Genomic DNA, 22,493 nt, shown 5'->3' on the forward strand with positions numbered 1-22,493 from the left:
GTTTCGTTGTTCTCGCAGTAATCAGGACGATTACAGCGGTGCGGTCTGTGCTTCCACAACAGCCAGTGCGACCATATTGACGATACGACGAACAGAGGCAATCGGTGTCAGGATATGTACCGGTTTCGCCACGCCCATCAGTACCGGCCCGACGGTCACGCCTTCGGAAGAAGAAACACGCAGCAGGTTATAGCTGATACGCGCAGCTTCCATGTTCGGCATGATCAGAATATTAGCCGCCCCTTTCAGCGGGCTATTCGGCATCTGTTCACGACGAATGGCTTCCACCAGCGCGGCATCGCCGTGCATTTCACCATCGATCTGCAACTCCGGCGCCATCTTGTTCACCAGTTCCAGCGTCGCACGCATTTTCTTCGCCGTCGGCGAATCAGAGGTGCCGAAGCTGGAATGCGACAGCAAGGCCACTTTAGGCTCAATACCAAAACGGCGTACCGTGTCGGCGGCCATCAGCGTAATTTCCGCCAGTTGCTCTGGTGTCGGATCCGGGTTGACGTAGGTATCGGCGATAAAGGTGTTACCGCTCGGCAACAGCAACGCGTTCATCGCGCCCGCCACATGCACACCGTCACGGTAGCCGAACACTTTCTCTACCACACCGAAATGCTCTTCGTAATTACCGACCGTCCCGCAGATCATCGCGTCCGCTTCACCGCGATGGACCATGATAGAGCCAATCAGCGTCGGGTTAGCACGCATATCACGCTGCGCCTGTTCCTGAGACACACCACGGCGCTTCATCATCTCGAAATATTCAGTCCAATAGGCTTTGAAACGTGGGTCGGACTCGTTATTGACCACTTCGAAGTCTTTACCAATGGCTATCTGCAAGCCCAGTTTCTGAATACGTTTTTCGATAACACTGGGGCGACCGATCAGTACCGGGAATGCCAGCCCCAGCGACACCAGTTCCTGCGTTGCATGCAGCACACGCGGGTCTTCCCCTTCCGCCAGTACCACACGTTTTGGCTGGGTACGAGCCTGAGCGAAGACCGGCTTCATGAACAGGTTGGTTTTGTAGACGAACTGCGTCAGCTTCTCGATGTAATCATCGAAGTTTTCAATCGGACGGGTTGCCACGCCGGAGTCCATCGCCGCTTTCGCTACCGCCGGTGCAATCTTGATGATAAGGCGTGGATCAAACGGTTTCGGGATCAGATATTCCGGCCCGAAAGAGAGATCCTGATCGCCATAGGCAGACGCAACCACATCGCTCTGCTCCGCCAGCGCCAGGTCTGCAATGGCATGCACGCAGGCCAGCTTCATCTCTTCGTTGATGGTGGTCGCCCCAACGTCCAGCGCGCCACGGAAAATAAACGGGAAGCACAGTACGTTGTTAACCTGATTCGGGTAGTCAGAACGGCCAGTACAGACGATAGCGTCCGGGCGCACTTCTTTTACCAGCGGCGGCAGAATTTCCGGTTCCGGATTCGCCAGCGCCATGATCAGCGGGCGCGGAGCCATGGTTTTCACCATGTCCTGAGTCAGCACGCCCGGGCCAGAACAACCGAGGAAAATATCCGCGTTCGGGATAACATCCGCCAGTGACCGGCTGCCATTGTCGTCAATCGCATAGGCCGCTTTGGTTTCCGCCATATTGGCTTCACGGCCCTTGTAGATAACACCGCGGGAATCACACACCACGATGTTTTCACGTTTCAGGCCCAACGCCACCAGCAGATTGAGGCAGGCAATCGATGCCGCACCCGCGCCGGAAACCACCAGCCGGACATCGGCAATCTGTTTTTCTACCACGCGCAACCCGTTGAGTACCGCTGCGGTACAAATGATAGCTGTGCCGTGTTGGTCGTCGTGGAATACCGGAATCTTCATGCGCTCGCGTAGCTTCTGCTCGATATAGAAGCATTCCGGGGCCTTGATGTCTTCGAGGTTGATACCACCGAAAGTCGGCTCCAGTGCGGCGATCACATCGATCAGCTTGTCAGGATCCTGCTCATCCACTTCGATATCAAATACATCGACGCCGGAGAACTTCTTGAACAGTACCCCTTTACCTTCCATCACCGGTTTACCGGCCAGTGCGCCGATATTACCCAGCCCCAGCACGGCGGTACCGTTGGAGATCACCGCCACCAGATTACCGCGAGCGGTGTATTTGTAAGCGGCCAGTGGGTCTTGCGCAATTTCCAGACAAGGCGCAGCAACGCCCGGTGAGTAGGCCAGCGCCAGGTCGCGCTGAGTTGCCAACGGCTTCGTCGGGGAGACCTGGATTTTTCCCGGCACCGGATATTGATGGAAGTCCAGTGCGCTTTGCTTGAGTTGTTCATCCATAGCTAATTACCTTGTCTTCTTGCTTTGTTTGTAGGGTAGTGGGCTACCCAGTCTATCGTGTCTGTCATTTGCGAAACCATGAAGCATTACAAAATCCGCGCCGGAATACCGCTTAATATAGTTAATTAATGAGAGTGAAAATCACTCAGTAGCATACCTCCCTACAACCTGTGACAACGCGCATATCCGCGATAACCCCGCGTGATGCGCCGGGCAAAAAAAGCAGAAAATGCCAGAAAAAACGCCACTTACCCCTCAATTTATCCAACCCGACGACAGATGGCGTACAGATTAGCTATGCTTAGCCCGTGTTACGGCATGACGGGGTCAGCTCTGCCGATGGCTGCGCAATCAGAAAAAACGCATGTCATTCCACCACAGAATCCTGCAGTGTGATTCCGCCAAATTTATCTTCAGGGAGCTAAGCCATGAACCAGCTAGACGCATTGAAACAATTCACTGTGGTAGTGGCAGACAGCGGCGATATCGAATCGATTCGCCACTTTTCACCGCAGGACGCTACCACTAACCCCTCACTCATTCTGAAAGCCGCCAGCCTGCCCGCATATCAATCACTCTTTGCCGATGCACTGGCGTATGCCCGCCAGCAAGGCGGCTCGAAAGAGACACAACTCATCAACGCCAGCGACCGCCTGGCAGTCAACATCGGGACGGAAATTCTCAATAGCATTCCTGGGCGAGTCTCCACCGAAGTCGATGCCCGCTTGTCGTTTGATCGCGGCATGTGTGTGGCGAAAGCCCGCAAACTGATCGCGATGTATGAGGAAAAGGACATCCATCGTTCGCGTATTCTGATTAAGCTGGCCGCCACCTGGGAAGGGATCTCCGCCGCCGAAGAGCTAGAAAAAGAAGGGATAAACTGCAACCTGACGCTGCTGTTCTCATTTGCTCAGGCTCGCGCGTGTGCCGAGGCGGGTGTCTATCTGATTTCGCCGTTTGTCGGTCGTATTTACGATTGGTATCAGGCCAGACAGCCTTCTGCCGACTACAATGCCGAACAGGATCCTGGCGTACTGTCCGTACGACGTATTTACGAGTACTACAAACAGCACCGCTACCGCACTATCGTGATGGGGGCCAGTTTCCGCAAGGTAGAACAAATCCTGGCATTGGCCGGATGCGACCGTCTGACCATCGCCCCGGCGTTGCTGGAACAGTTGAAAAACAGCACCGCGCCGGTAGAACGCCGACTCAGTCCGTCAACCGAAGGCTTCCATCAGCCAGCGCCACTGTCGGAAACCGAATTCCGCTGGCAGCATAATCAGGATCCTATGGCGGTAGAAAAACTCTCTGAGGGTATTCGCCTGTTTGCCGCAGACCAGCAGAAACTGGAAGATCTGCTCGCCGCCCAGCTATAAGCCCGCAGAATCACCAAACGACACGGGGCCTGTCGGCCCCGGATAGCGAGATTGACCATTCCCTAAGGTTAGCGGGTGCTGGCGAACCAGCCGTTAATCTGTGCGTACTGCAACAACATGATGGTTTTGCCATCCTTAATACGGCCATCTTTGACCATCGCCATCGCTTCACTGAATGGCAACTCCAGCACTTCGATATCTTCGTCTTCCACACCACCGCCTGAAGCCCGTTTTTGCGTATCGTCATATTCCGCCGCAAAGAAGTGCAGCAGCTCGGTGACACCACCCGGCGACATATAGGCTTCAAACAACTTTTCCACCTGGCCAATCCGGTAGCCGGTTTCTTCGATAGCCTCATTACGGATGCACTGCTCCGGCGATTGATCGTCCAGCAGGCCTGCGCAGGCCTCCAGCAACATCCCGCTTTCATTACCGTTCAGATAGGTCGGCATACGGAACTGACGGGTTAGCACAACGGTGCCTTTAGCCCAGTTATACAGCAAAATAGTCGCGCCATTACCACGGTCGTACACTTCCCGGATCTGACGCACCGTGCCACCGTTTTTTCTCTTCAAATCAAACACGTATTTATGCAAAACGAACCAGTGGTCGGATAGCAGCTTCTTCTCAACGATAGTAATCGGCGCAGACATAATGGTATCCCGGTATCAAAAATCAGCTTCAGATAATAGGCCGGGCATCACCCAATTGCACGTGATCATCCGGTGAAAGCAAAAAGTCAGACACATAAAAACAAAACGCCCCCGACACACGGAGGCGCAATAGAAAACATAATGGATGGAAACGCAATGAATGAAGAACCGGCGGGCATTATCCCAGCAACGTATCCACAACCAGATACAGGTTGAGCGCAACCACCATACACACGATCACTTTACCCGTATTCTGCACCCGGCGACTGTTGACCAGGTTTCCCATCAAATCGCGGTTACCGGTAAACACCAACAGTGGGATCAGCGCCAGTGCAATACCGAAGCTCAACAGCACCTGGCTTAATACCAGCACCCGGGTCGGATCCATACCGCACAGAATTACGACAAAGGACGGCAGCATGGTCACCACACGGCGAACCCACAATGGAATACGGAAGCGCACAAAGCCTTGCATCACCACCTGACCGGCCAGGGTTCCCACCACGGTAGAAGACAGACCAGCCACCACCAGACTCAGACCAAAAATGGTTGCTGCCGCCTGCCCTAACAGGGGTTTGAGCGTCAGATACGCCTGATCCAGCTCTGCAATCGAGGTGTTTCCGCTAAAGTGAAATGCCGCCGCTGCTGTCGCCATCATGGCCAGATTGACAAACCCGGCGATAGTCATCGCCACCGCGACATCCACCTTGGTGGCGGAATAACGTTCAGCACGGGTGATGTGACTTTGCTGCTGCGTCAGCGACGAATGCAGATAGATAACATGCGGCATGATGGTAGCACCCAGCACACCGGCCGCCAGTAATACCGCATCGGAACTCGGCAAACTTGGCACCACCATGCCTTTTGCCAGCGATGCCAGTTCAGGACGAGAGAAAATCAATTCAACGATGTAGGCTGCGGCGACGAACATCAGTAACCCGCCGATCACCATCTCCAGCGGCTTCTGCCCGCGTTTTTGCAACATCAAAATCAGAAAGGTGGCAATCCCGGTCAGGATAGCGCCTTCCAGCAACGACACGCCAAGCAGCAACTTAAAGCCGATAGCCGCACCGATAAACTCGGCGAGATCCGTCGCCATCGCGATGATCTCGGCTTGTATCCAGTACGCCCAGACCACAGGTTTAGGAAAACGATCGCGAATATGCTCCGCCAGATTCTTGCCGGTCGCGATCCCCAGTTTGGCAGAAAGCAACTGGATTAACATCGCCATCAGGTTAGCCCATACCACCACCCACAACAGCTGGTACCCGTAAGCAGCACCCGCCTGAATATTGGTGGCGAAATTACCGGGATCGATATAACCGATCGCCGCGATAAAGGCCGGCCCCATCAGCGAAAGTTTGAGCTTTCTTGACGTTCGGCTGACTGATTCCACTACACGACTCCCCGGCATATGAGTAACCCTTCTAATGCTATTGTTTTGCTACTGTCGCAAAGTTGATAATGATTATCAAGTGCATTTAGAATGAAAGAAATGATTGCTCTGATAGGTAATGATAATGATGCATCTACCCGGCAAGTAACACCGGTTTTAACACATAAAGATTAACAAAATATAAACACAAAAACGAACAATGAATAACGGACTAACGAATTTGTTTCACAACATGGCACGGGGGAACGTGGGGAGAAAAGCGGGAAGGAAAACGAGGGAAGAAACCGTAACACAGAAACCCCGGGAAGACGCCGTTGGCCGCTTCCCGGAGCACGAACAGACGTTACTCTTTTGCTTTAGACACAGCGACCATCGCCGGACGCAACAAACGACCGTTCAGGGTATAGCCTTTTTGCATCACCATCATGACATGGTTTGGTTCATGATCGGCGGATTCGAGCAGAGTCATCGCCTGGTGTACGTCCGGATTAAACGGCACGTTCACCTCAGCCACCACCTCGATGCCGAACTTGCTCACCGCAGAAAGCATCGCTTTTAGCGTCAGCTCAACCCCTTCAATCATGCCGGACAGTGCTTCGTTCGACTTATCCGCCATTTCCAGCGCACGCTCCAGGTTATCAATCACTGGCAGCATTTCTCCGGCAAACTTCTCCAGAGCGAATTTATGCGCTTTTTCCACGTCCAGCTCGGCACGACGACGGACATTCTCCATCTCGGCACGGGCACGTAATGCGTTTTCACGTTCACGTTGCTGAAGCTCGCTCAGTTGCGCTTCCAGCTCGGCGATACGCTCTTCACGCGGGTCAGCGACATCCGTCGTCTCTGGCACGGCATCCGCTTGCTGACCTTGCGCTGCTTCCTTTTGATCCAAGACTTGCTCGTCAGGCGACTTCTGTTCTTTACTACTCATGAAATTCTCCGCGTTTTTCGCATTCATCTCGCTAGTTCGCTTATTATGGGGATCAAAACCGGGGTTTCAAGGGAACCACTCACATATTGGTCTGATTACCGGTCCGAAAACCGTGAGCTGCCGGTGCGCCTATGAGGACAAACCACCCAAATGAACAGAGCGTTTAACTGCATTGGTATTGTAGGTCATCCACGTCACCCACATGCATTGACCACCCATGAAATGCTGTATCACTGGCTGCGCGCGCAAGGATACAAGGTCGTGCTCGAACAACAGATCGCCCGTGAATTGCAGTTGACGGAGGCCGCCACCGGCAGCCTGTCGGAAATTGGTCAGCAGGCTGATCTGGCGGTGGTGGTCGGCGGTGATGGCAACATGCTGGGCGCAGCGCGGGTGCTGTCGCGCTACGATATCAACGTCATTGGCGTCAACCGTGGCAATCTCGGTTTCCTCACCGACCTCGACCCGGACCACACCCAGCAGCAACTCAGCGAGGTGCTCGCCGGGCGTTACATCCGCGAACAGCGTTTCATGCTGGAAGCACAGGTGTGCCGCGCAAATCATCCCAACAGCAGTAGCACCGCTATCAATGAAGTGGTGCTACACCCGGGCAAAGTGGCACATATGATTGAATTTGAAGTCTATATTGACGACAAGTTCGCCTTTTCCCAACGTTCCGATGGCTTGATTATTTCAACCCCCACCGGCTCCACGGCATATTCGTTATCTGGCGGTGGCCCCATCCTGACCCCATCACTGGATGCGATAGCGCTGGTGCCGATGTTCCCACACACCCTGTCGGCAAGGCCGTTGGTGATCAACAGCAGCAGTGCCATTCGGCTGAAGTTTTCCCACATCACCCAGGATCTGGAAATCAGTTGCGACAGCCAAATTGCGCTGCCAGTTCAGGAAGGTGAAGAGGTCGTCATCCAGCGCAGTCAGTACCACCTGAATCTGATTCATCCAGAAAATTATAGCTATTTCAATACATTAAGCAGTAAGCTCGGCTGGTCTAAAAAATTATTCTGAAAGTGGCGATTGCCTCTTTACTGTACAAAAAACCAGTCTATACTGTATGTAATAACAGTTGTTGTTACATACAGGACACTATCATGCTGGCGCAACTCACAATCAGTAATTTCGCCATTGTGCGCGAACTGGAAATTGATTTTCAGGCAGGGATGAGCGTCATTACCGGTGAAACCGGGGCGGGAAAATCCATTGCTATTGATGCTCTCGGCCTGTGTCTCGGCAACCGCTCTGATGCCAGCATGGTGCGCCCTGGAGCCACTCGCGCTGACATCTGCGCCCGCTTCTCGCTGACGGATACCCCCGCCGCGTTACGCTGGCTGGAACACAATCAGCTTGATGACAACAACGAATGTCTGTTGCGCCGCGTCATTAGTGCCGACGGCCGCTCTCGCGCCTTTATCAATGGTACGGCGGTGCCGTTGTCGCAGTTACGCGAACTGGGCCAGCATCTGATTCAGCTCCACGGCCAGCACGCGCACCAGTTGCTGCTCAAGCCGGAACATCAACGCCATCTGCTGGATGCCTACGCCGATGAATCACAACTGCTTGGTGCCATGCGCCAGATGTGGCAGCAATGGCACCAGAGCTGTCGCGAACTGGCGCAACATCAGCAGGCCACCATCGAGCGGGAAGCGCGCCGGGAATTGTTGCAATACCAGCTCAAGGAGCTCAATGAATTTGCCCCTCAACCGGGTGAATACGAGCAGATCGATGTCGAATACAAGCGGCTCGCCAACAGCGGGCTACTGATGTCACTCAGTCAGCAGACGCTGCAAATACTCAGCGAAGGTGAAGAGCAGAACGTACTTGGCATGTTGCACAGCGCCAAACATCAGTTATCGGAACTGATCAGCATGGATGAGACGCTCTCCGGGGTGTTTTCCATGCTGGAAGAAGCCAGCATTCAAATTAGCGAAGCCAGCGATGAGTTGCGCCATTATTGTGACCGCATGGACCTGGACCCTATCCGGCTCTACGAACTGGAACAGCGTTTGTCGCGCCAGTTAACGCTGGCACGTAAACACCACGTCACGCCGGAAGAATTGCCTGCGTATCACCAACAGCTGTTGCAGGAACAACAACTGCTGGAACAGCAAGAAAGTGACCACGACGCCCTGAACCGTGCCGTGCAGGAGTACCATCAACAGGCCCTGCATGTGGCGGAGCAGTTACACATCCGGCGCAGCCAGCACGCCAGTGAACTGGCACAATTGATCACCACCAACATGCATGAACTGGCTATGCCGCATGGCCATTTCACCATCAACGTTACCTTCACCCCAGATTCGCTGACCGCCACCGGTGCTGATCACATCGAATTCTGTGTCACCACCAACCCCGGCCAGCCACATCAGCCGCTGGCTAAAGTGGCGTCTGGCGGTGAACTGTCGCGTATCGCACTTATTATTCAGGTGATCACCGCCCGCAGAATGGATACACCGGCGCTGATTTTTGATGAAGTGGATGTGGGCATCAGCGGCCCGACGGCGGCTATCGTCGGTAAAATGCTGCGCCAGCTTGGTCAATCAACCCAAGTCATGTGCGTGACCCATCTTCCACAAGTGGCTGGTTGTGGTCATCACCACTACTTTGTCAGCAAACATACCGACGGTGAAGCAACAGAAACCCTGATGCAGCCACTGGGTAAACGCGAACGGCTGCAGGAACTGGCGCGTTTGCTCGGCGGTTCGGCCGTCACCAAAAACACGCTGGCAAACGCCAGAGAATTACTTGCAGCCTAGTGAGGATCAACTTTTTCGAATTCCCGCGGTCTTACAGACGTCTTGCAGGTTTTCAAGTCAGGCAAGGTCTATTATCATCTGCAACCTATGCCCTTAAGGAATGTAATCACTATGCGCTGTAAAACGCTGACTGTCGTCGCTGCGGTGGTTGTTGTTATGTTGACTGCCGGTTGTTCCACACTGGAGCGTGTCGTCTATCGGCCTGACATCAATCAGGGGAACTATCTGGCCCCCGCTGACGTTGCCAAAATTCATAATGGAATGACCAAACAGCAGGTCATCTATACGTTGGGCACCCCAATGCTGCAGGATCCGTTTGGATCAGACACCTGGTACTACGTCTTCCGTCAGCAGCCAGGGCATGAAGCCGTGAAACAGCAAACGCTGACGTTGACCTTCAACAGTCAGGGTGTGCTGACGAATGTGGATAACAAACCCACGTTACAGGCGCAGTAAGTGAGCAGGTCTGGCGAAGTAGCCCTTCATTGGAAGAAATAGTCCTTCATTGGAAGAAGTAGTCCTTCATTGGAAGTAATCCTTCGCTGACCGGCACAAAAAATAAGGCACGTTACCGTGCCTTATTTTTTGAACGCTCTGCGCGCTGACGGCGTAATTCTTTCGGGTCAGCTAGCAATGGCCGGTAGATCTCTACTCGGTCGCCATCACTGAGCACGTCGCTTAGCTTCGCCGGGCGGCTAAAAATACCGATTTTGTTGACGCTAAGATCGATATCCGGGCGCAACGCTAGCAAACCGGATGCCTGAATAGCCTGTTCCGCGGTACTCCCCGCTTCCAGCGTTAACGGCCGCAAGTACTGACGCTCCGGCAAGGCGTAGACCACCTCAACATGGATCTCAGGCACAGTAGACCTCTTTGGCTCGCAGGGTAAATGCCTGCACCATACTGTTGGCCAGCTCTTTGAAAATTTTGCCAAATGCCAGCTCAATCAATGCATTCTTGAATTCAAAATCCAGATTCAGCTCCACCTTACAGGCATCATCACTCAATGGCGTAAAGCGCCAGTCGCCACTGAGTTGACGGAACGGGCCATCCACCAGTTGCATCAAAATGCATTGATTGTCGATAAGCGTATTGCGGGTGGTAAATGTCTTGCTGATGCCAGCTTTTGACACATCAACAGCAGCCGTCATTTCACTTTCGGAAGAAGACAGCACGCGGCTACCGGTGCACCCAGGCAGAAAGGCAGGGTAAGAAGAGACATCATTCACTAATTTATACATCTGCTCGGCACTGAATGGGACCAGCGCAGACCGGCTGATTTTAGGCATACAATTTTCCGTGATTCATAAAACGCGCAAAATCATACCACCGATGAGCAGCCAGACAACCATTCTGCGAGGAACATCGCACCTGTTCATAAAGAACGGGATGAATCCCGACTGGGGATTTCATTCACGACGACAACCAGTATAATGACGGCACTATGACAAAGAAAAAAGCACATAAACCCGGTTCTGCCACCATTGCGCTTAACAAGCGCGCTCGCCATGAATACTTCATAGAAGAAGAGATTGAAGCGGGCCTGGCTCTTCAGGGATGGGAAGTCAAATCACTGCGCGCAGGTAAAGCCAATATCAGCGACAGCTACGTGCTGATGCGTGATGGCGAAGCGTACCTGTTTGGTGCCACTTTCACCCCGCTGCACGGCGCTTCCAGCCATGTGGTATGTGACCCGACCCGAACCCGCAAGCTGCTGCTAAACCAGCGCGAGCTGGATTCGCTCTACGGTCGCGTCAACCGCGAAGGTTACACGGTAGTCGCGCTGTCACTGTACTGGAAAAACGCCTGGTGCAAGGTCAAGATTGGCGTTGCCAAAGGTAAGAAAGAGCACGATAAGCGCGACGACATCAAAGAGCGCGAATGGAAGCTGGATAAAGCCCGCATCATGAAAAACGCGGCCCGTTAACGGCTGCTAGCGTCGCTACCCATCTTTCTGTTATAATAGTGAAATATCTTGGGGCTGATTCTGGATTCGACGGGATTCGCGAAACCCAAGGTGCATGCCGAGGGGCGGTTGGCCTCGTAAAAAGCCGCAAAAAAATAGTCGCAAACGACGAAACTTACGCCGTAGCAGCTTAATAACCTGCTTACAGCCCTCTCTCCCTAGCCTCCGCTCTTAGGACGGGGATCAAGAGAGGTCAAACCTAAAAGAGATCGCGTGGATGCCCTGCCTGGGGTTGAAGCGTTAAATCTAATCAGGCTAGTTTGTTAGTGGCGTGTCTGTCCGCAGCTGGCAAGCGAATGTAAAGACCAGACTAAGCATGTAGTACCGACGGTGTAGGAATTTCGGACGGGGGTTCAACTCCCCCCAGCTCCACCACTTTTTAGTTGTTTGAAGTATACTGAAGTCTACTAAGCCTGCATGGACCCAGCCTTGCGGGCTTTTTTACGTCTATAGAAGTCTACTGAGATTTGCTAGAAGCTACTCGTTATGGCACCCTTTTTGGGACCCAACCCAAAGGGTGCCAAAATCGAGGGTCCTAAAATGGCAAAGATCGCTAAGAAACTTACTGACACCGAAATCAAAAATACCAAACCAGCAGAAAAAGAGATCAACCTTTTTGATGGCGACGGCCTGATGCTACGGATCGCTCCTCTCTCTGTCGGTGGCAAGAAAAACTGGTATTTCAGGTATGCGGTACCAGTAACTAAAAAGCGAACTAAGATGAGTTTAGGAACTTATCCTCATCTTACCCTTGCCAAGGCACGAACTTTACGTGATGAATATTTGTCATTGCTCGCAAACGGTATCGATCCGCAGACTCACAACAACGATAAAGCTAATGCTCTTAAGGATGCCACTGAGCATACGCTACAGGCTGTTGCAAGGAAGTGGTTAGATGAGAAGATTAAGACCTCTGGTATTTCTGCAGACCATGCAGAAGACATCTGGCGGAGTCTGGAACGAAATATTTTCCCTGGATTAGGCAATGTCCCTATCAAAGAAATCCGGCCTAAGCTGTTAAAACAGCACCTTGACCCAATCGAACAACGAGGCGTATTAGAAACTCTGCGCCGCATCATTTCGCGCCTGAATGAAATTTTCCGTTGGGCTGCGACAGAAGAACTTATTGAGTTTAATCCTGCTGATAATCTTGGCCAGCGCTTCAGTAAGCCTAAAAAGCAGAATATGCCAGCCCTTCCCCCCAGCGAACTACCAAGATTTATGATTGCTCTGGCTAATGCATCCATAAGGTTAGAAACACGTATGCTGATTGAATGGCAGTTGTTGACTTGGGTTCGACCGGGAGAAGCTGTTCGCGCCAGATGGATGGATATAGATATTGATAATGCCGTATGGGACCTTCCAGCCGAGTTTATGAAGATGAAACGCCCTCATAAAGTCCCATTAAGCAGAGAAGCGTTACGCGTCCTTGAATCAATGAAACCAATCAGTGGTCATAGAGTGTGGGTTTTCCCCAGCATCAAAGCTCCCTTCAACCATATGCATGAACAAACAGCAAATGCAGCAATCATTCGTATGGGCTTTGGTGGAGAGCTTGTGGCTCACGGTATGCGGTCAATCGCAAGGACGGCCGCGGAAGAATGCGGTAGATTTAGAAAAGAAGTGCTTGAATCAGCTTTGGCTCATACCCAAAGCAGCGAAATCATCGCAGCGTACAATCGTGCCGAATATCTTTCGGAAAGAACGGAGTTAATGCAGTGGTGGGCCAATTATATTCAAACACAAAAACATAAGGTGTGTGATTCATAGACATCATTTTGATCCTACCCACATAATGTGTATTAGCTCAGACCTGATCTGACAGTTACCGGTTATTTATACAGGTGTCTGTCAGATTACATCTGGCTTAAATTTTTATCAGCCCAGATGCGTTTTCCATCAAGTAATGTTTCCATTGGCGTCCGCCCACAGCACATTTTTCCCTGATGGGTTCGCTCAATTATAGTGAGTCAGCCATTCATCAAGGTCCGCTTGTAATGTGTCGAGATCGCCATATAACTTTTTACGGAACGTCACCTGATAAAACTCGTTTAGTATCGTTTTATGGAACCGCTCGCAGATGCCGTTGGTTTGTGGTGACATCGCTTTCGTTTTTGTGTGTTCGATGTCATTTATCGCCAGATAAAGCTGGTAATCATGCTGCTCCACTTTGCCGCAGTACTCTGTGCCTCTGCCTGTCAGTATCCTCAGCATCGGCAGCCCCTGAGACTCATAAAACAGCAGCACACAATCATTCAGTAAATCAGCGGCTGTAATGGGTGTTTTGATGACGTAGCGTTTGCAGTGAGCCACTTTCGAATACGTATCGACGAACGTCTACTGGTAAATTCGCCTGACGCCTTTCAGATTGCCGACATAGAACGTGTCCTGCGAGTCCAGATAGCCCGGATGAGCGGTTTCGATTTCGCCACAAGCTTCGTCATCACTGGCTTTACGCTCCAGCGCGGCGATTTGGGTGTCAGTGAGTTCGATACCTTCACGAGACACCTTTTCTTCCGGCGCTTTCAGCCGTTTTTTGAAGTTCTCAAGGTCGTGACGCAGCCAGACTGAACGAACGCCGCTTCTGGACCTTAACAACCTGCTTAGTGGCGTCATCGGTACGATTTTTAAGGTTAGGTGTGCGGCGACTACGGTTTATCAGTGCATCCACGCCGCCTTCATCGGCCAGTTCACGGTAACGATAAAACGTATCCCGTGAAACGCCCATGATCTTGCAGGCTTTGGATACGTTGCTGAGCTCTTCAGCGAGGTTGAACGAACCAGCTTTGTGTTTGATAACGGGATTGGTAGTATGAAGCATGAGAATTACCTTGTGTTTTGTATAAGGCTTCGACACCCATATCAAAACCGGTAACTCTCAACCTTTCAAGGTCATGAGTCAGATCAAGTCGCGACTAATACAATTAAAGCGCTCCGGTTAGACCGTTTCTCGCTCGCTAGGTTAATTCATATTTATCAAAAGCCAGTGTAATATTAATGTCCTGAAAACCTTCAATGTACTACATATTATTATTTAAGGAACAACGCCTATGGCTGGCCACTTTGCCCTTCAGACATGGATATTAATCATATTTTTAGGTGGAATATCGACTTTTTTTATATTTCTATTTTCTTCAGTCATCTGTTTCTTTTGTGTTTATCCTAAAGGCACTCTGAAATATCTGTTTAAAACGTTAGCGATTGGTCTTTTAACTATTCCTGTTGCTATTATACTGCTGTGTCTCTTAATTTTTTATGTTTTCAGGAACATCATATACCTGTCTTTCTGGAGACGAACTACCCAACCAGCCATGAAGCATCATGATGTAAAAACACCTGCCCCAGACGTCATGATCTATCTCATCAACGGGACTTTCGATGAAAATCCCCTCTGGGTGCAACCGGGCTCAGCATTACGTAAAGAGATCGAGGCGCTGGGATTAAATGTAGGCATAACACACTTCAGTTGGGATGGACAAAACACCACCACGTCTCGCACCCGTGCATCAATCATCTTAGGCGAGAAACTGGCAAAATCATCCGCGCGACATCATTACCTTATTGCACACAGCCACGGAAGTGCAGTTGTGCGGGAAATGTCGCATCGACGACCAGATGTTGCACACAAAGTACGAGGGGTCTGTCTGCTATCTCCACCTTTCATTTATCGCTGTCAAATTGAACGAACTTCAGGTGCACTTTTTTATCTGACCGATATCGGTGGCTCTTTCGCCCTTCAACTAGTGCTTGCAGCCGTCCTTCTACCATTTGGCATTTATGATTTTTTTGGCGCAGCCGTTCTCTTCTTCCTGACAGCTTTAGCTGAACGGGTGATATCGAAACGCTGCCGTAATTCGCTTCATAAGGAGGTCGAAGAGCGTAAAAATCAGGAATCCGTAAATTTTAACAACGTACAGATATTCCAGGCCGTCGGGGATGAAGCTGATTCAGCGCTAAGGTTTGTCAGTTCACTCCACGAAAGTTGTTTTGCAGTTCTAGCGCAGCTTAAAGATGCATCTCGACCTGACGCAAAGTTCCTGTGTGCTTCGGCAGTACTGAGTTACTTCATCTATGCTGCGGTCGGTACAACCTTATGGTACTTTTACCCAAACATAAGAGATATCGCTGCCGTCTGCGGGGTAGGATTCATCGCTATAGCTGTGGTGCATCTATGGCAACTATTTAAGCCATCGGAGTACATTCCAAATGTACTGATTACAGCGGCCCTGCCCGTTACCATTTTCTCGTTCTGGCTGGGAGTGGCCAAAGCACTCGCATATGGAGACCTGCGCCTCATGTTCTGTCCTAATATGTTTATATCCTCATCAGAAACCCCGGCAGGGGAATTCAGCATCCACAAATATGTTCCCAAAGACGATGCCACAATGCTCCACTCCACGCACTCGCATCCCCAAGCTATCAGGGATGTCACTGCGTGGATTAGCAACAGCGAATATGAAAGAACATCCACTAACACTGATCAGATCCCCGTTGATTAACACGCACCATCAACTATATTGTTGTCAACAAAAGTACTCTTGTACCGGGAAGTTAAGTCGTACTGACAGGTGCTGATTCACTTGATGACGATCAGAAGGCTGTATTCAGTTATGACTTGTTTCGTGTAAGAGTAACTACAACAGGAATGCTGCGTAGCATTTAGGAAGACAGGGCTCACTGGAAATAAAAATCGCCAGACCGAAGCACACCAAAGTGCTTCGGATATCTGGCCTACACCTTATCGCACCTGCGGTTATACCCTGTTCGTCAGGTTGCGCTTATCGTTTCATGAACAGGGGATGTATGGGCTACCCACCACAACATCATCAAAACAGCTCAAAGGACTCAGTAGGTTATGCCGGAGCAGCAATTTTCAGATAATTGAGCCGTAAATCTGATACCGCGTGGAAGTTCAATACTGACGGCTTTTCGGTCTTCAAAAACAATATTTTTTGTCGGGATAGGTACAGATTTAATAACGTCACCAACCAACTTCCCGTTTACGTAACGTTGAGTGTCGTAATAATCAATAGAGCCGCTAATTACTGCTGTATAACCATTTCTGTCCTTAATCATGTCTATATACATAAATACTGCGGTGTATTTTTTATCAAAATCGTCATGATAAATTTTACCTGCCAGAGGTTGTAGACCATACATGCGGATGTGGCGAACGCGGTCTTCCTTAAGCAGACTGTCTACCTGCTCTGAATTTTCTGCTACGTTCGAGACGGAAGACTGCATTTCAGTTTTCAGATAAAGTGTCTTTTCGGATGATCTTTGGGCCGAACATCCTGCAAGAAGCAGACCTGAAATTAGAACTATACCGGTGAAGATTTTCATTCTGACTTTCCCTTTGTCTTCAATAAGTTTCTTCACATATCGGCAAATTTAGCTTTAGCTTTATTGGTTTCAGGTAATGACTTGGATGACAATGAAAACAGATAGTCTCCCACTGAAATGAAGCTGGATTCTTTATCCATATTTACATTGTTCACCATATAACCGAATGGATTACATGTCCGGTTAAAACGACATTCATTCGCTGGTCCCCAGCGGACTCCATGTCGCCAGCACCGGAGGGCAATCCTGCCCGACGAGCACGGAAGGTACTAACCCACATTCAGCACCAGATATCAGCCGTTCACACAGTCAATCGCCGTGCGCTGGTTTTCTCCGTTATACCGGATATTGGCGTCATAACTGTTGTCAGCCTCTTCCATAACACCTGGTTGATGAGTCAAGAGGCGCATCTACCTTCTTCGACCGTTTTGTGCCAAGCAAACGTTGCATGTATCCTGCCGTGTTGATTCTTGCGGATCAGGTCTAAGGAAAAATGCTAACTGCTTATTGCTATACAAATGCACAAGATAAAAGTTTATAGGAGTCCAACTGCGTTAAACATTCTGCATAGACATCCACCAAGTTTAGTAATACACCATTTAACTAAAACGCGCTGTATTATTAGTAGGAATCCCGTCATGGCCTTCGACGGCAGTTAACGAATTCGTTATTATATAAATCCAACGGCATTGTATGCCGGATGCCCGAAATCCCCAAACCGTTTAATAGGAAGAGCTGGTGAACATGGAATTGGATGAAATAACAGACATGGCAGTGACTTCACCGGCGAATCACGTACCAGATTTTGTGGCCGTACGTCCCGTTACGATGGCGTTGCCCTTTGCTGAGCTGACTTGGGAAAACTTCGAAAAACTCTGCTATCGGTTAGCGGGGAAGGATGCGGATATTGAGTCACACAGTCTGTATGGCAGAACAGGCCAGGCACAGCAGGGAATTGATATATTTGCGAGGAAGCGCAACGGGCGATACAACACCTGGCAAGCAAAACGTTATAAAAAATATACAAATAATGATCTTAACAGTGCCTGTGCGATATTTCTGTCAGGCGGATGGGCGGGTAAAACGGACATCTTTTATATTGTCGTACAATGTACTGTTGATGATGTAAACCTTCAAGACGCCATTGAAAAACAAGCTGAGAACTTTCGTACTCAGAATATCGTGTTAAAAGTTCTGGGTGGACATGACTTGTGCACTGCTCTACGCGACCATCCGGATATCGTTCTGGAATTTTTTGGACGAGAATGTGCAAAACATTTTTTTGGCGATACTGTCAGTCAGGATCTTCTTAACAAGCTTGATGGTGGGGAAATCCAGAAAGTCAGATCGCAACTGCTGAGAGTCTACCAGGCGGGATTTGAGCTACTTGATAAAATCCCAGTCAATGCCCCAACGCCTTTTTCCGACCAGCCGATTGAACCCATTTCTCTACTCAAACGTTTCTCCGCTCCCGATGTTTTACTGAGAGAAAGCGTCAAGAATCATGCACCCGAAAAAAAAACTGCCGAAAAGAAGGATCTTGCGCATGATCAGCAGCTGATTGAAACGCATCCACAATCCCGAGGTGAAGAAAGCCGCCAGGCTGAACAATATCGACGAACCCCCATTCTGAACTGGTTAGCACAATCTGATCAAATTGCTGTTATTGGTCATGCCGGCACAGGAAAAAGTACTGTACTCCGCTGTCTAGCGCTTGATCTGCTTGGGGAGCAGAATCATTTCACGCACGTGGCAAAAAAATGGGGACGCCATCTTCCCCTATTCATCTCATTCGCAAAATGGGTACGTCTGACGGAAGCGAATGGTGGTGTTGTGAGCATTAAAGCTCTAATCCGGGAAACGTGGCAGCAACAGTTGACGGCAGATCTAGTCGCTTTGATTGATAAGGCGATTGATGAGAACCGTGTGGTACTTTTTGTGGATGGCCTTGACGAGTGGGCTAACGAGCAAGCTGCACGTACCACGCTCCAGGCGATGCTGACTGTGGTCTCTGCACATAGCATTCCCGTTCTGGTCAGTGCCCGTCCTGGGGGGCTGGCAACCATTGGGGGCATTCCAGATAACTGGGCCGTGGGCGTACTTGCGCCATTATCGAAAAGGCAGCAAATACAAATTGCCACCATATGGTTCTCAAGAAACGTAGATCGACAGCGCGATCCGGTTCAAAGCGAAGAGTCCGTACTCTGGCAGACAAACCGCTTTTTTGATGAGTTAAACAAAGGCCGTGGGCTGTCCACCCTGGCTGAAACACCACTACTGCTGTTGGGGCTTATTGCTCTTGCTATACGTCAGCTGGTTCTGCCTATTAACAAAGTTCAAGCGCTGAGTCAGCTCACTGAGCTTCTATTAGAACGCCACCCTCACAGTCGTGCAACCGCTGCGGGAGATGTTGTTCCGCGCTTTTCACCCGCGGCTTCAAATGATGTTCGACGGGAAGCACTTGCCGCACTCGCTTTTAAAATTCGCTCTGAGGGTGGCGATGCCGGGTATCCCATTAATCTGGCTCGAAAATGTATTCAAACGTTTCTGACAGATCCTGAGGGGTTTAGCTATACGCAACGAGAAGCAATTGAAGTTGCCAATGAAATCCTGGCTGTGAACTCAGAAACTATGGGACTGCTGGTCGAAAAAGGGCGTGCAGAAGTCGGATTTGTACATGCAAGTCTGGAAGAATATCTGGCATCGGTTCATATCCACGGCTGGCCCATTGAGCGTATTTTAGAGTTTGTCCGGGACAATGCTAGCCACTTTCGCTGGAGAAGTGTTTTTAGCGATTTGATTGCCAAAAATAACCGGCGATCTGAGGCAGAGAAAATTGTCAGAGTTATTGACGAGCCTGAAAGTGATGCTGTCGGCGCACTGCAGCGCCGTTTACTGCTTGCTAATGTTGTGTTTGGCGGTGCTGAGATAAACAAGCCAACTGCTCTCAGGCTTGCTGAGCAAAGTTTCAGTATTATTACTGGTTCTGGCTGGATAGGGGAAAGGAGTGCACATCTTGCAGCCACCTTTGAGGGAGTTTATAACACAACGCTCAGAGAAAAAGCCTCTGCAGCTATCAGTACCTGGGGCATAAAAAGCGCCGATTACCTGCATAACTTCTATCACACTTTATCAGCTTGGCCGCACTCAGATGAAACACTGAATATCCTTCAGCACGGTATGAAAGACGAAAGCATCTACAATGCACGGCCTGCTGCTCATGTTCTTGCTTTAAAATACGCCGGAGATGCTGTGGTAGAGGAATGGTTGCTATCACTATTTCGGGGTGATTCAGAATTAATGATAGTGGGGATAGCGTTAGAGGCACTAGTGCTTGGTTGGCCAGAAAATAGTGCATTACCTGAGCTGATTTATTCTGCGTCAACCTCAAAAGACCCACACCTGCGGCTTAGCGCGATTTTTTGCAAAGTGAAGCTATCTATACATGATGATCAAGACTTGGATGCATTGTTGGATTTGCTTTGTTGGTATAGTCGTCTCGATTATTACAGCAGAGATCTCGCTGGGCTATGCCTGATATTGGGCTGGAAGGATAATGAGTCCGTCATTAAGAAATGCCTAGATTCATTTGATAATTCATTCGGGAGAGACGAAGAGATTGAAAAAAGCATAGCGCAGCTATACCTCACAAATTGTGATGCAAAAAATACCGACATCATTGACTGGATTTTACGTGAACTGGAATCAGAACACCCCTTCCTGGCTCATTTCGGGCGGAACTGGGAATGGCTGTTACGCTTTGCTGAGGTAAATGCAGAGATCCGTGAGAAAGTCATTTCCACCATATTGTCTGAGAGGATGGAGTACAAAGAATATGAATTGAATCCTGTCATTAGTGGAATTGAAGACCCACGAATCAAACAGCACCTGATAAATAAGGTAAAAACTGTTGAAGAATTTAGAATTTTCTGGTTCTTAAGTCCCTTGCTTCATAAGAGGAAGGCCGGCGACCAAGAGGTAGATTCTCTTGTCCAAGAAATTCTGCAATGGCCAGATGAAAAAAAACGACATATTGTCAGTTTATTCCCCAAAATGTTGGGCAGGGAAGAATGCATTGAAGTTCTGATTAGTCTTGCCAAGACTATGGATGGCGTCAGGACAGACCTGCTCATGTCTGCTTTTACTCAACTTGATGTTGGTGCAGATGCTGACATTACTGACTTCCTAGTTACCCACTTTTTAACTCAGCCAGACAATATGTACTCAGGCCTCAACAATTTGTTGTTGATCTGTCCGGATGAACCAAGGTTAAAAGAGTACGCGCTTTCAAAACTTGAAGATCGTAATCCACCCCTTGCAATCATTGCCTCTACTTATCACAAACTGCCTGAAGTCCGTTTACAAATAGCAAAACACGTAGGATCTCTTTCCGTTGCCATGCGCCATCAAATTATGGACGCTGCGGCCAGTGAATTTGATAGAAATGGGACTGCAGAAAAAATACTCAGCCGATATGATAATGAGGTTGACGGTCAGTTAAAAATCGAAGGTGCAATAAAATACTATCAGGCATTATTACCCGCAAACGTGGAGCGTCAAACAACTATTGACCGTTTGATATCAGATGCTCAGGTTGCAGGCCCGGATTTTGAAGAGCGCCATGCAGCTGCTTTTGCGGGACTGGTGTGTTACGGTGCCGTAAACAAGTTTGTTCGCCTCGAATGGAATAACAAGCCATTAGCTGTTTCACTGGGCTCATACAGTGGAGAATCCAAAGCCCTTTTAAGATTAGTGGCTGAGCACTGGGATGAAATTGATGTGTGTTTTGATAGAACGTTTAGGTCTCGAATCAGCCGCATAGATTCAGAAGGCTCTTTCTGGTCTCTCATATCCCCATATGTTGGTGAGAGTGTATCTTTACGAGAGAAATTCATCGATTACTGTGAAAGCTCATCTCAGGTTCTAGATGTCCAAACTTTACAGTCACTCGCAAGGGAACTTCCAAAAAGTGATTTACTTCAGAGGCACTGCTTATTAGCCATTCGAGCATTGAGAGAAGTAAAGGCCAATAACTCATGGTCGCTATACCAAAGCTACTTCGAAGCTTCCTATATATTGCGTGACCAATTTCCAGGCCTGCCTGAGCTGACAGTTCAAATATTAAAAGTACTGGCGGATACTGATTATACTCATGGCATTGCTGCTATGGCGATTTATGATCCTCACCATTCCAGCCTCGATAATCTTGTCGAAAAGATTTTTCAAGAGACAGTGTCTCAATCACGCTTTGTGACGCCTATCATTCTTGGCTCAGCAAGATCTGATAGCCAGCAACTCGGCGTTATCGTCAAAAAAATGATAAACCGCCATGATCATGATCTGTGGGACTTTCAGGACAGAATTAATCAAGCTCTCAAATTCAGGATGGGAAACGACACGGATTTAATTACATTGATGGGTGAATGGCTGGCATCGACCCCCACAGAAAGTGAAATTTCGAGTCTTTCTCGTTATCTGGCGTCTTCGGGAAAACTTGATGAAGACGCTCGGAAATTATGTCAGCATTATCTCAATGAGAGATATATCTCTTCCGGAATTCCGGCTCATGGTTACGATGCCCTCTCTGACCTCATAAGACCTGTCACGCACTCATTACTTGATGTGTTGGCAGGACCTATACACTAAAAACATGGAATTAGGGAGGATGAGGGTGTGTCACTTAACCTCCCTCCTTGCATATTAAAAATTGCTGCAGGAATCATTTCCGAAATGTGATTTTT

15 protein-coding genes, 1 other RNA gene and 1 pseudogene are annotated in these 22,493 nt (G+C 49.5%); 9 read left to right on the forward strand and 8 right to left on the reverse strand.

What is annotated here, in order from left to right:
• Positions 1 to 30: 30 nt before the first annotated feature.
• Positions 31 to 2,310, reverse strand: coding sequence for an NADP-dependent oxaloacetate-decarboxylating malate dehydrogenase (gene maeB / locus FAZ14_RS08475; RefSeq protein WP_153508350.1), 2,280 nt, complete (start codon positions 2,308 to 2,310; stop codon positions 31 to 33).
• Positions 2,311 to 2,738: 428 nt separating this feature from the next.
• Here maeB and tal point away from each other — a divergent pair, with 428 nt between their 5' ends.
• On the forward strand, positions 2,739 to 3,689 hold the full coding sequence (tal, locus tag FAZ14_RS08480; protein WP_016942306.1) for a transaldolase: 951 nt from the start codon (positions 2,739 to 2,741) through the stop codon (positions 3,687 to 3,689).
• Positions 3,690 to 3,757: 68 nt separating this feature from the next.
• On the opposite strand, the gene nudK is transcribed toward tal, so the two are convergent.
• From nudK to grpE, 3 genes are all read right to left on the reverse strand, one after another.
• Complete coding sequence (gene nudK / locus FAZ14_RS08485; protein ID WP_016942307.1) at positions 3,758 to 4,342, reverse strand: GDP-mannose pyrophosphatase NudK; 585 nt, start codon at positions 4,340 to 4,342, stop codon at positions 3,758 to 3,760.
• Between the two features lie 178 nt (positions 4,343 to 4,520).
• Positions 4,521 to 5,756 (reverse strand): Nramp family divalent metal transporter, encoded by a 1,236-nt coding sequence (locus FAZ14_RS08490; RefSeq protein ID WP_016942308.1) that lies wholly within the window; start codon positions 5,754 to 5,756, stop codon positions 4,521 to 4,523.
• Positions 5,757 to 6,081: 325 nt separating this feature from the next.
• Positions 6,082 to 6,669 carry a nucleotide exchange factor GrpE gene (gene grpE, locus FAZ14_RS08495; protein ID WP_016942309.1) on the reverse strand — a complete coding sequence of 196 codons (588 nt, stop codon included), beginning with the start codon at positions 6,667 to 6,669 and terminating at the stop codon, positions 6,082 to 6,084.
• A 150-nt stretch (positions 6,670 to 6,819) separates the two neighbouring features.
• Between grpE and nadK the strand changes: the two genes are divergently transcribed.
• The 3 genes from nadK (at position 6,820) to bamE (ending at position 9,899) form a co-directional block, all read left to right on the forward strand.
• Entirely contained in the window at positions 6,820 to 7,698 is an 879-nt protein-coding gene (nadK, locus tag FAZ14_RS08500; RefSeq protein WP_016942310.1) for an NAD(+) kinase, read from the forward strand.
• 83 nt (positions 7,699 to 7,781) lie between these two features.
• On the forward strand, positions 7,782 to 9,443 hold the full coding sequence (gene recN, locus FAZ14_RS08505; protein ID WP_038925590.1) for a DNA repair protein RecN: 1,662 nt from the start codon (positions 7,782 to 7,784) through the stop codon (positions 9,441 to 9,443).
• A 111-nt stretch (positions 9,444 to 9,554) separates the two neighbouring features.
• Positions 9,555 to 9,899, forward strand: a complete 345-nt coding sequence (bamE, locus tag FAZ14_RS08510; RefSeq protein ID WP_012883505.1) for an outer membrane protein assembly factor BamE — start codon at positions 9,555 to 9,557, stop codon at positions 9,897 to 9,899.
• A gap of 112 nt (positions 9,900 to 10,011) precedes the next feature.
• Here the strand turns inward: bamE and FAZ14_RS08515 are convergent, their stop codons facing one another.
• Together FAZ14_RS08515 and FAZ14_RS08520 are read right to left on the reverse strand one after the other, a co-directional pair.
• Complete coding sequence (locus tag FAZ14_RS08515) at positions 10,012 to 10,305, reverse strand: RnfH family protein (protein ID WP_016942312.1); 294 nt, start codon at positions 10,303 to 10,305, stop codon at positions 10,012 to 10,014.
• Positions 10,298 to 10,732: a type II toxin-antitoxin system RatA family toxin gene (locus FAZ14_RS08520; protein WP_016942313.1), complete on the reverse strand. Its 435-nt coding sequence runs from the start codon at positions 10,730 to 10,732 to the stop codon at positions 10,298 to 10,300. Before FAZ14_RS08520 ends, FAZ14_RS08515 begins: the two co-directional genes overlap by 8 nt.
• Before the next feature lie 155 nt (positions 10,733 to 10,887).
• Between FAZ14_RS08520 and smpB the strand changes: the two genes are divergently transcribed.
• The 3 genes from smpB (at position 10,888) to FAZ14_RS08535 (ending at position 13,179) form a co-directional block, all read left to right on the forward strand.
• The gene (gene smpB, locus FAZ14_RS08525; protein WP_016942314.1) at positions 10,888 to 11,370 is read left to right on the forward strand and encodes an SsrA-binding protein SmpB; all 483 of its coding nucleotides are present in this window, start codon (positions 10,888 to 10,890) and stop codon (positions 11,368 to 11,370) included.
• 50 nt (positions 11,371 to 11,420) lie between these two features.
• Positions 11,421 to 11,784: a transfer-messenger RNA gene (gene ssrA, locus FAZ14_RS08530) on the forward strand.
• 165 nt (positions 11,785 to 11,949) lie between these two features.
• Positions 11,950 to 13,179, forward strand: coding sequence for an integrase domain-containing protein (locus tag FAZ14_RS08535; RefSeq protein WP_194287069.1), 1,230 nt, complete (start codon positions 11,950 to 11,952; stop codon positions 13,177 to 13,179).
• A gap of 86 nt (positions 13,180 to 13,265) precedes the next feature.
• Here FAZ14_RS08535 and FAZ14_RS08540 read toward each other — a convergent pair.
• Positions 13,266 to 14,230 (reverse strand): annotated as a pseudogene (locus FAZ14_RS08540) (IS481 family transposase).
• A 229-nt stretch (positions 14,231 to 14,459) separates the two neighbouring features.
• Here FAZ14_RS08540 and FAZ14_RS08545 point away from each other — a divergent pair.
• Positions 14,460 to 15,908, forward strand: coding sequence for a hypothetical protein (locus FAZ14_RS08545; protein WP_153508351.1), 1,449 nt, complete (start codon positions 14,460 to 14,462; stop codon positions 15,906 to 15,908).
• A gap of 346 nt (positions 15,909 to 16,254) precedes the next feature.
• On the opposite strand, the gene FAZ14_RS08550 is transcribed toward FAZ14_RS08545, so the two are convergent.
• On the reverse strand, positions 16,255 to 16,752 hold the full coding sequence (locus FAZ14_RS08550) for a hypothetical protein (protein ID WP_153508352.1): 498 nt from the start codon (positions 16,750 to 16,752) through the stop codon (positions 16,255 to 16,257).
• Between the two features lie 744 nt (positions 16,753 to 17,496).
• Between FAZ14_RS08550 and FAZ14_RS08555 the strand changes: the two genes are divergently transcribed.
• Positions 17,497 to 22,398, forward strand: coding sequence for an NACHT domain-containing protein (locus tag FAZ14_RS08555; RefSeq protein WP_153508353.1), 4,902 nt, complete (start codon positions 17,497 to 17,499; stop codon positions 22,396 to 22,398).
• The last annotated feature ends 95 nt before the right edge of the window (positions 22,399 to 22,493 follow it).

The organism is Dickeya oryzae, from assembly GCF_009372235.1.
Taxonomy (GTDB): domain Bacteria; phylum Pseudomonadota; class Gammaproteobacteria; order Enterobacterales; family Enterobacteriaceae; genus Dickeya; species Dickeya oryzae.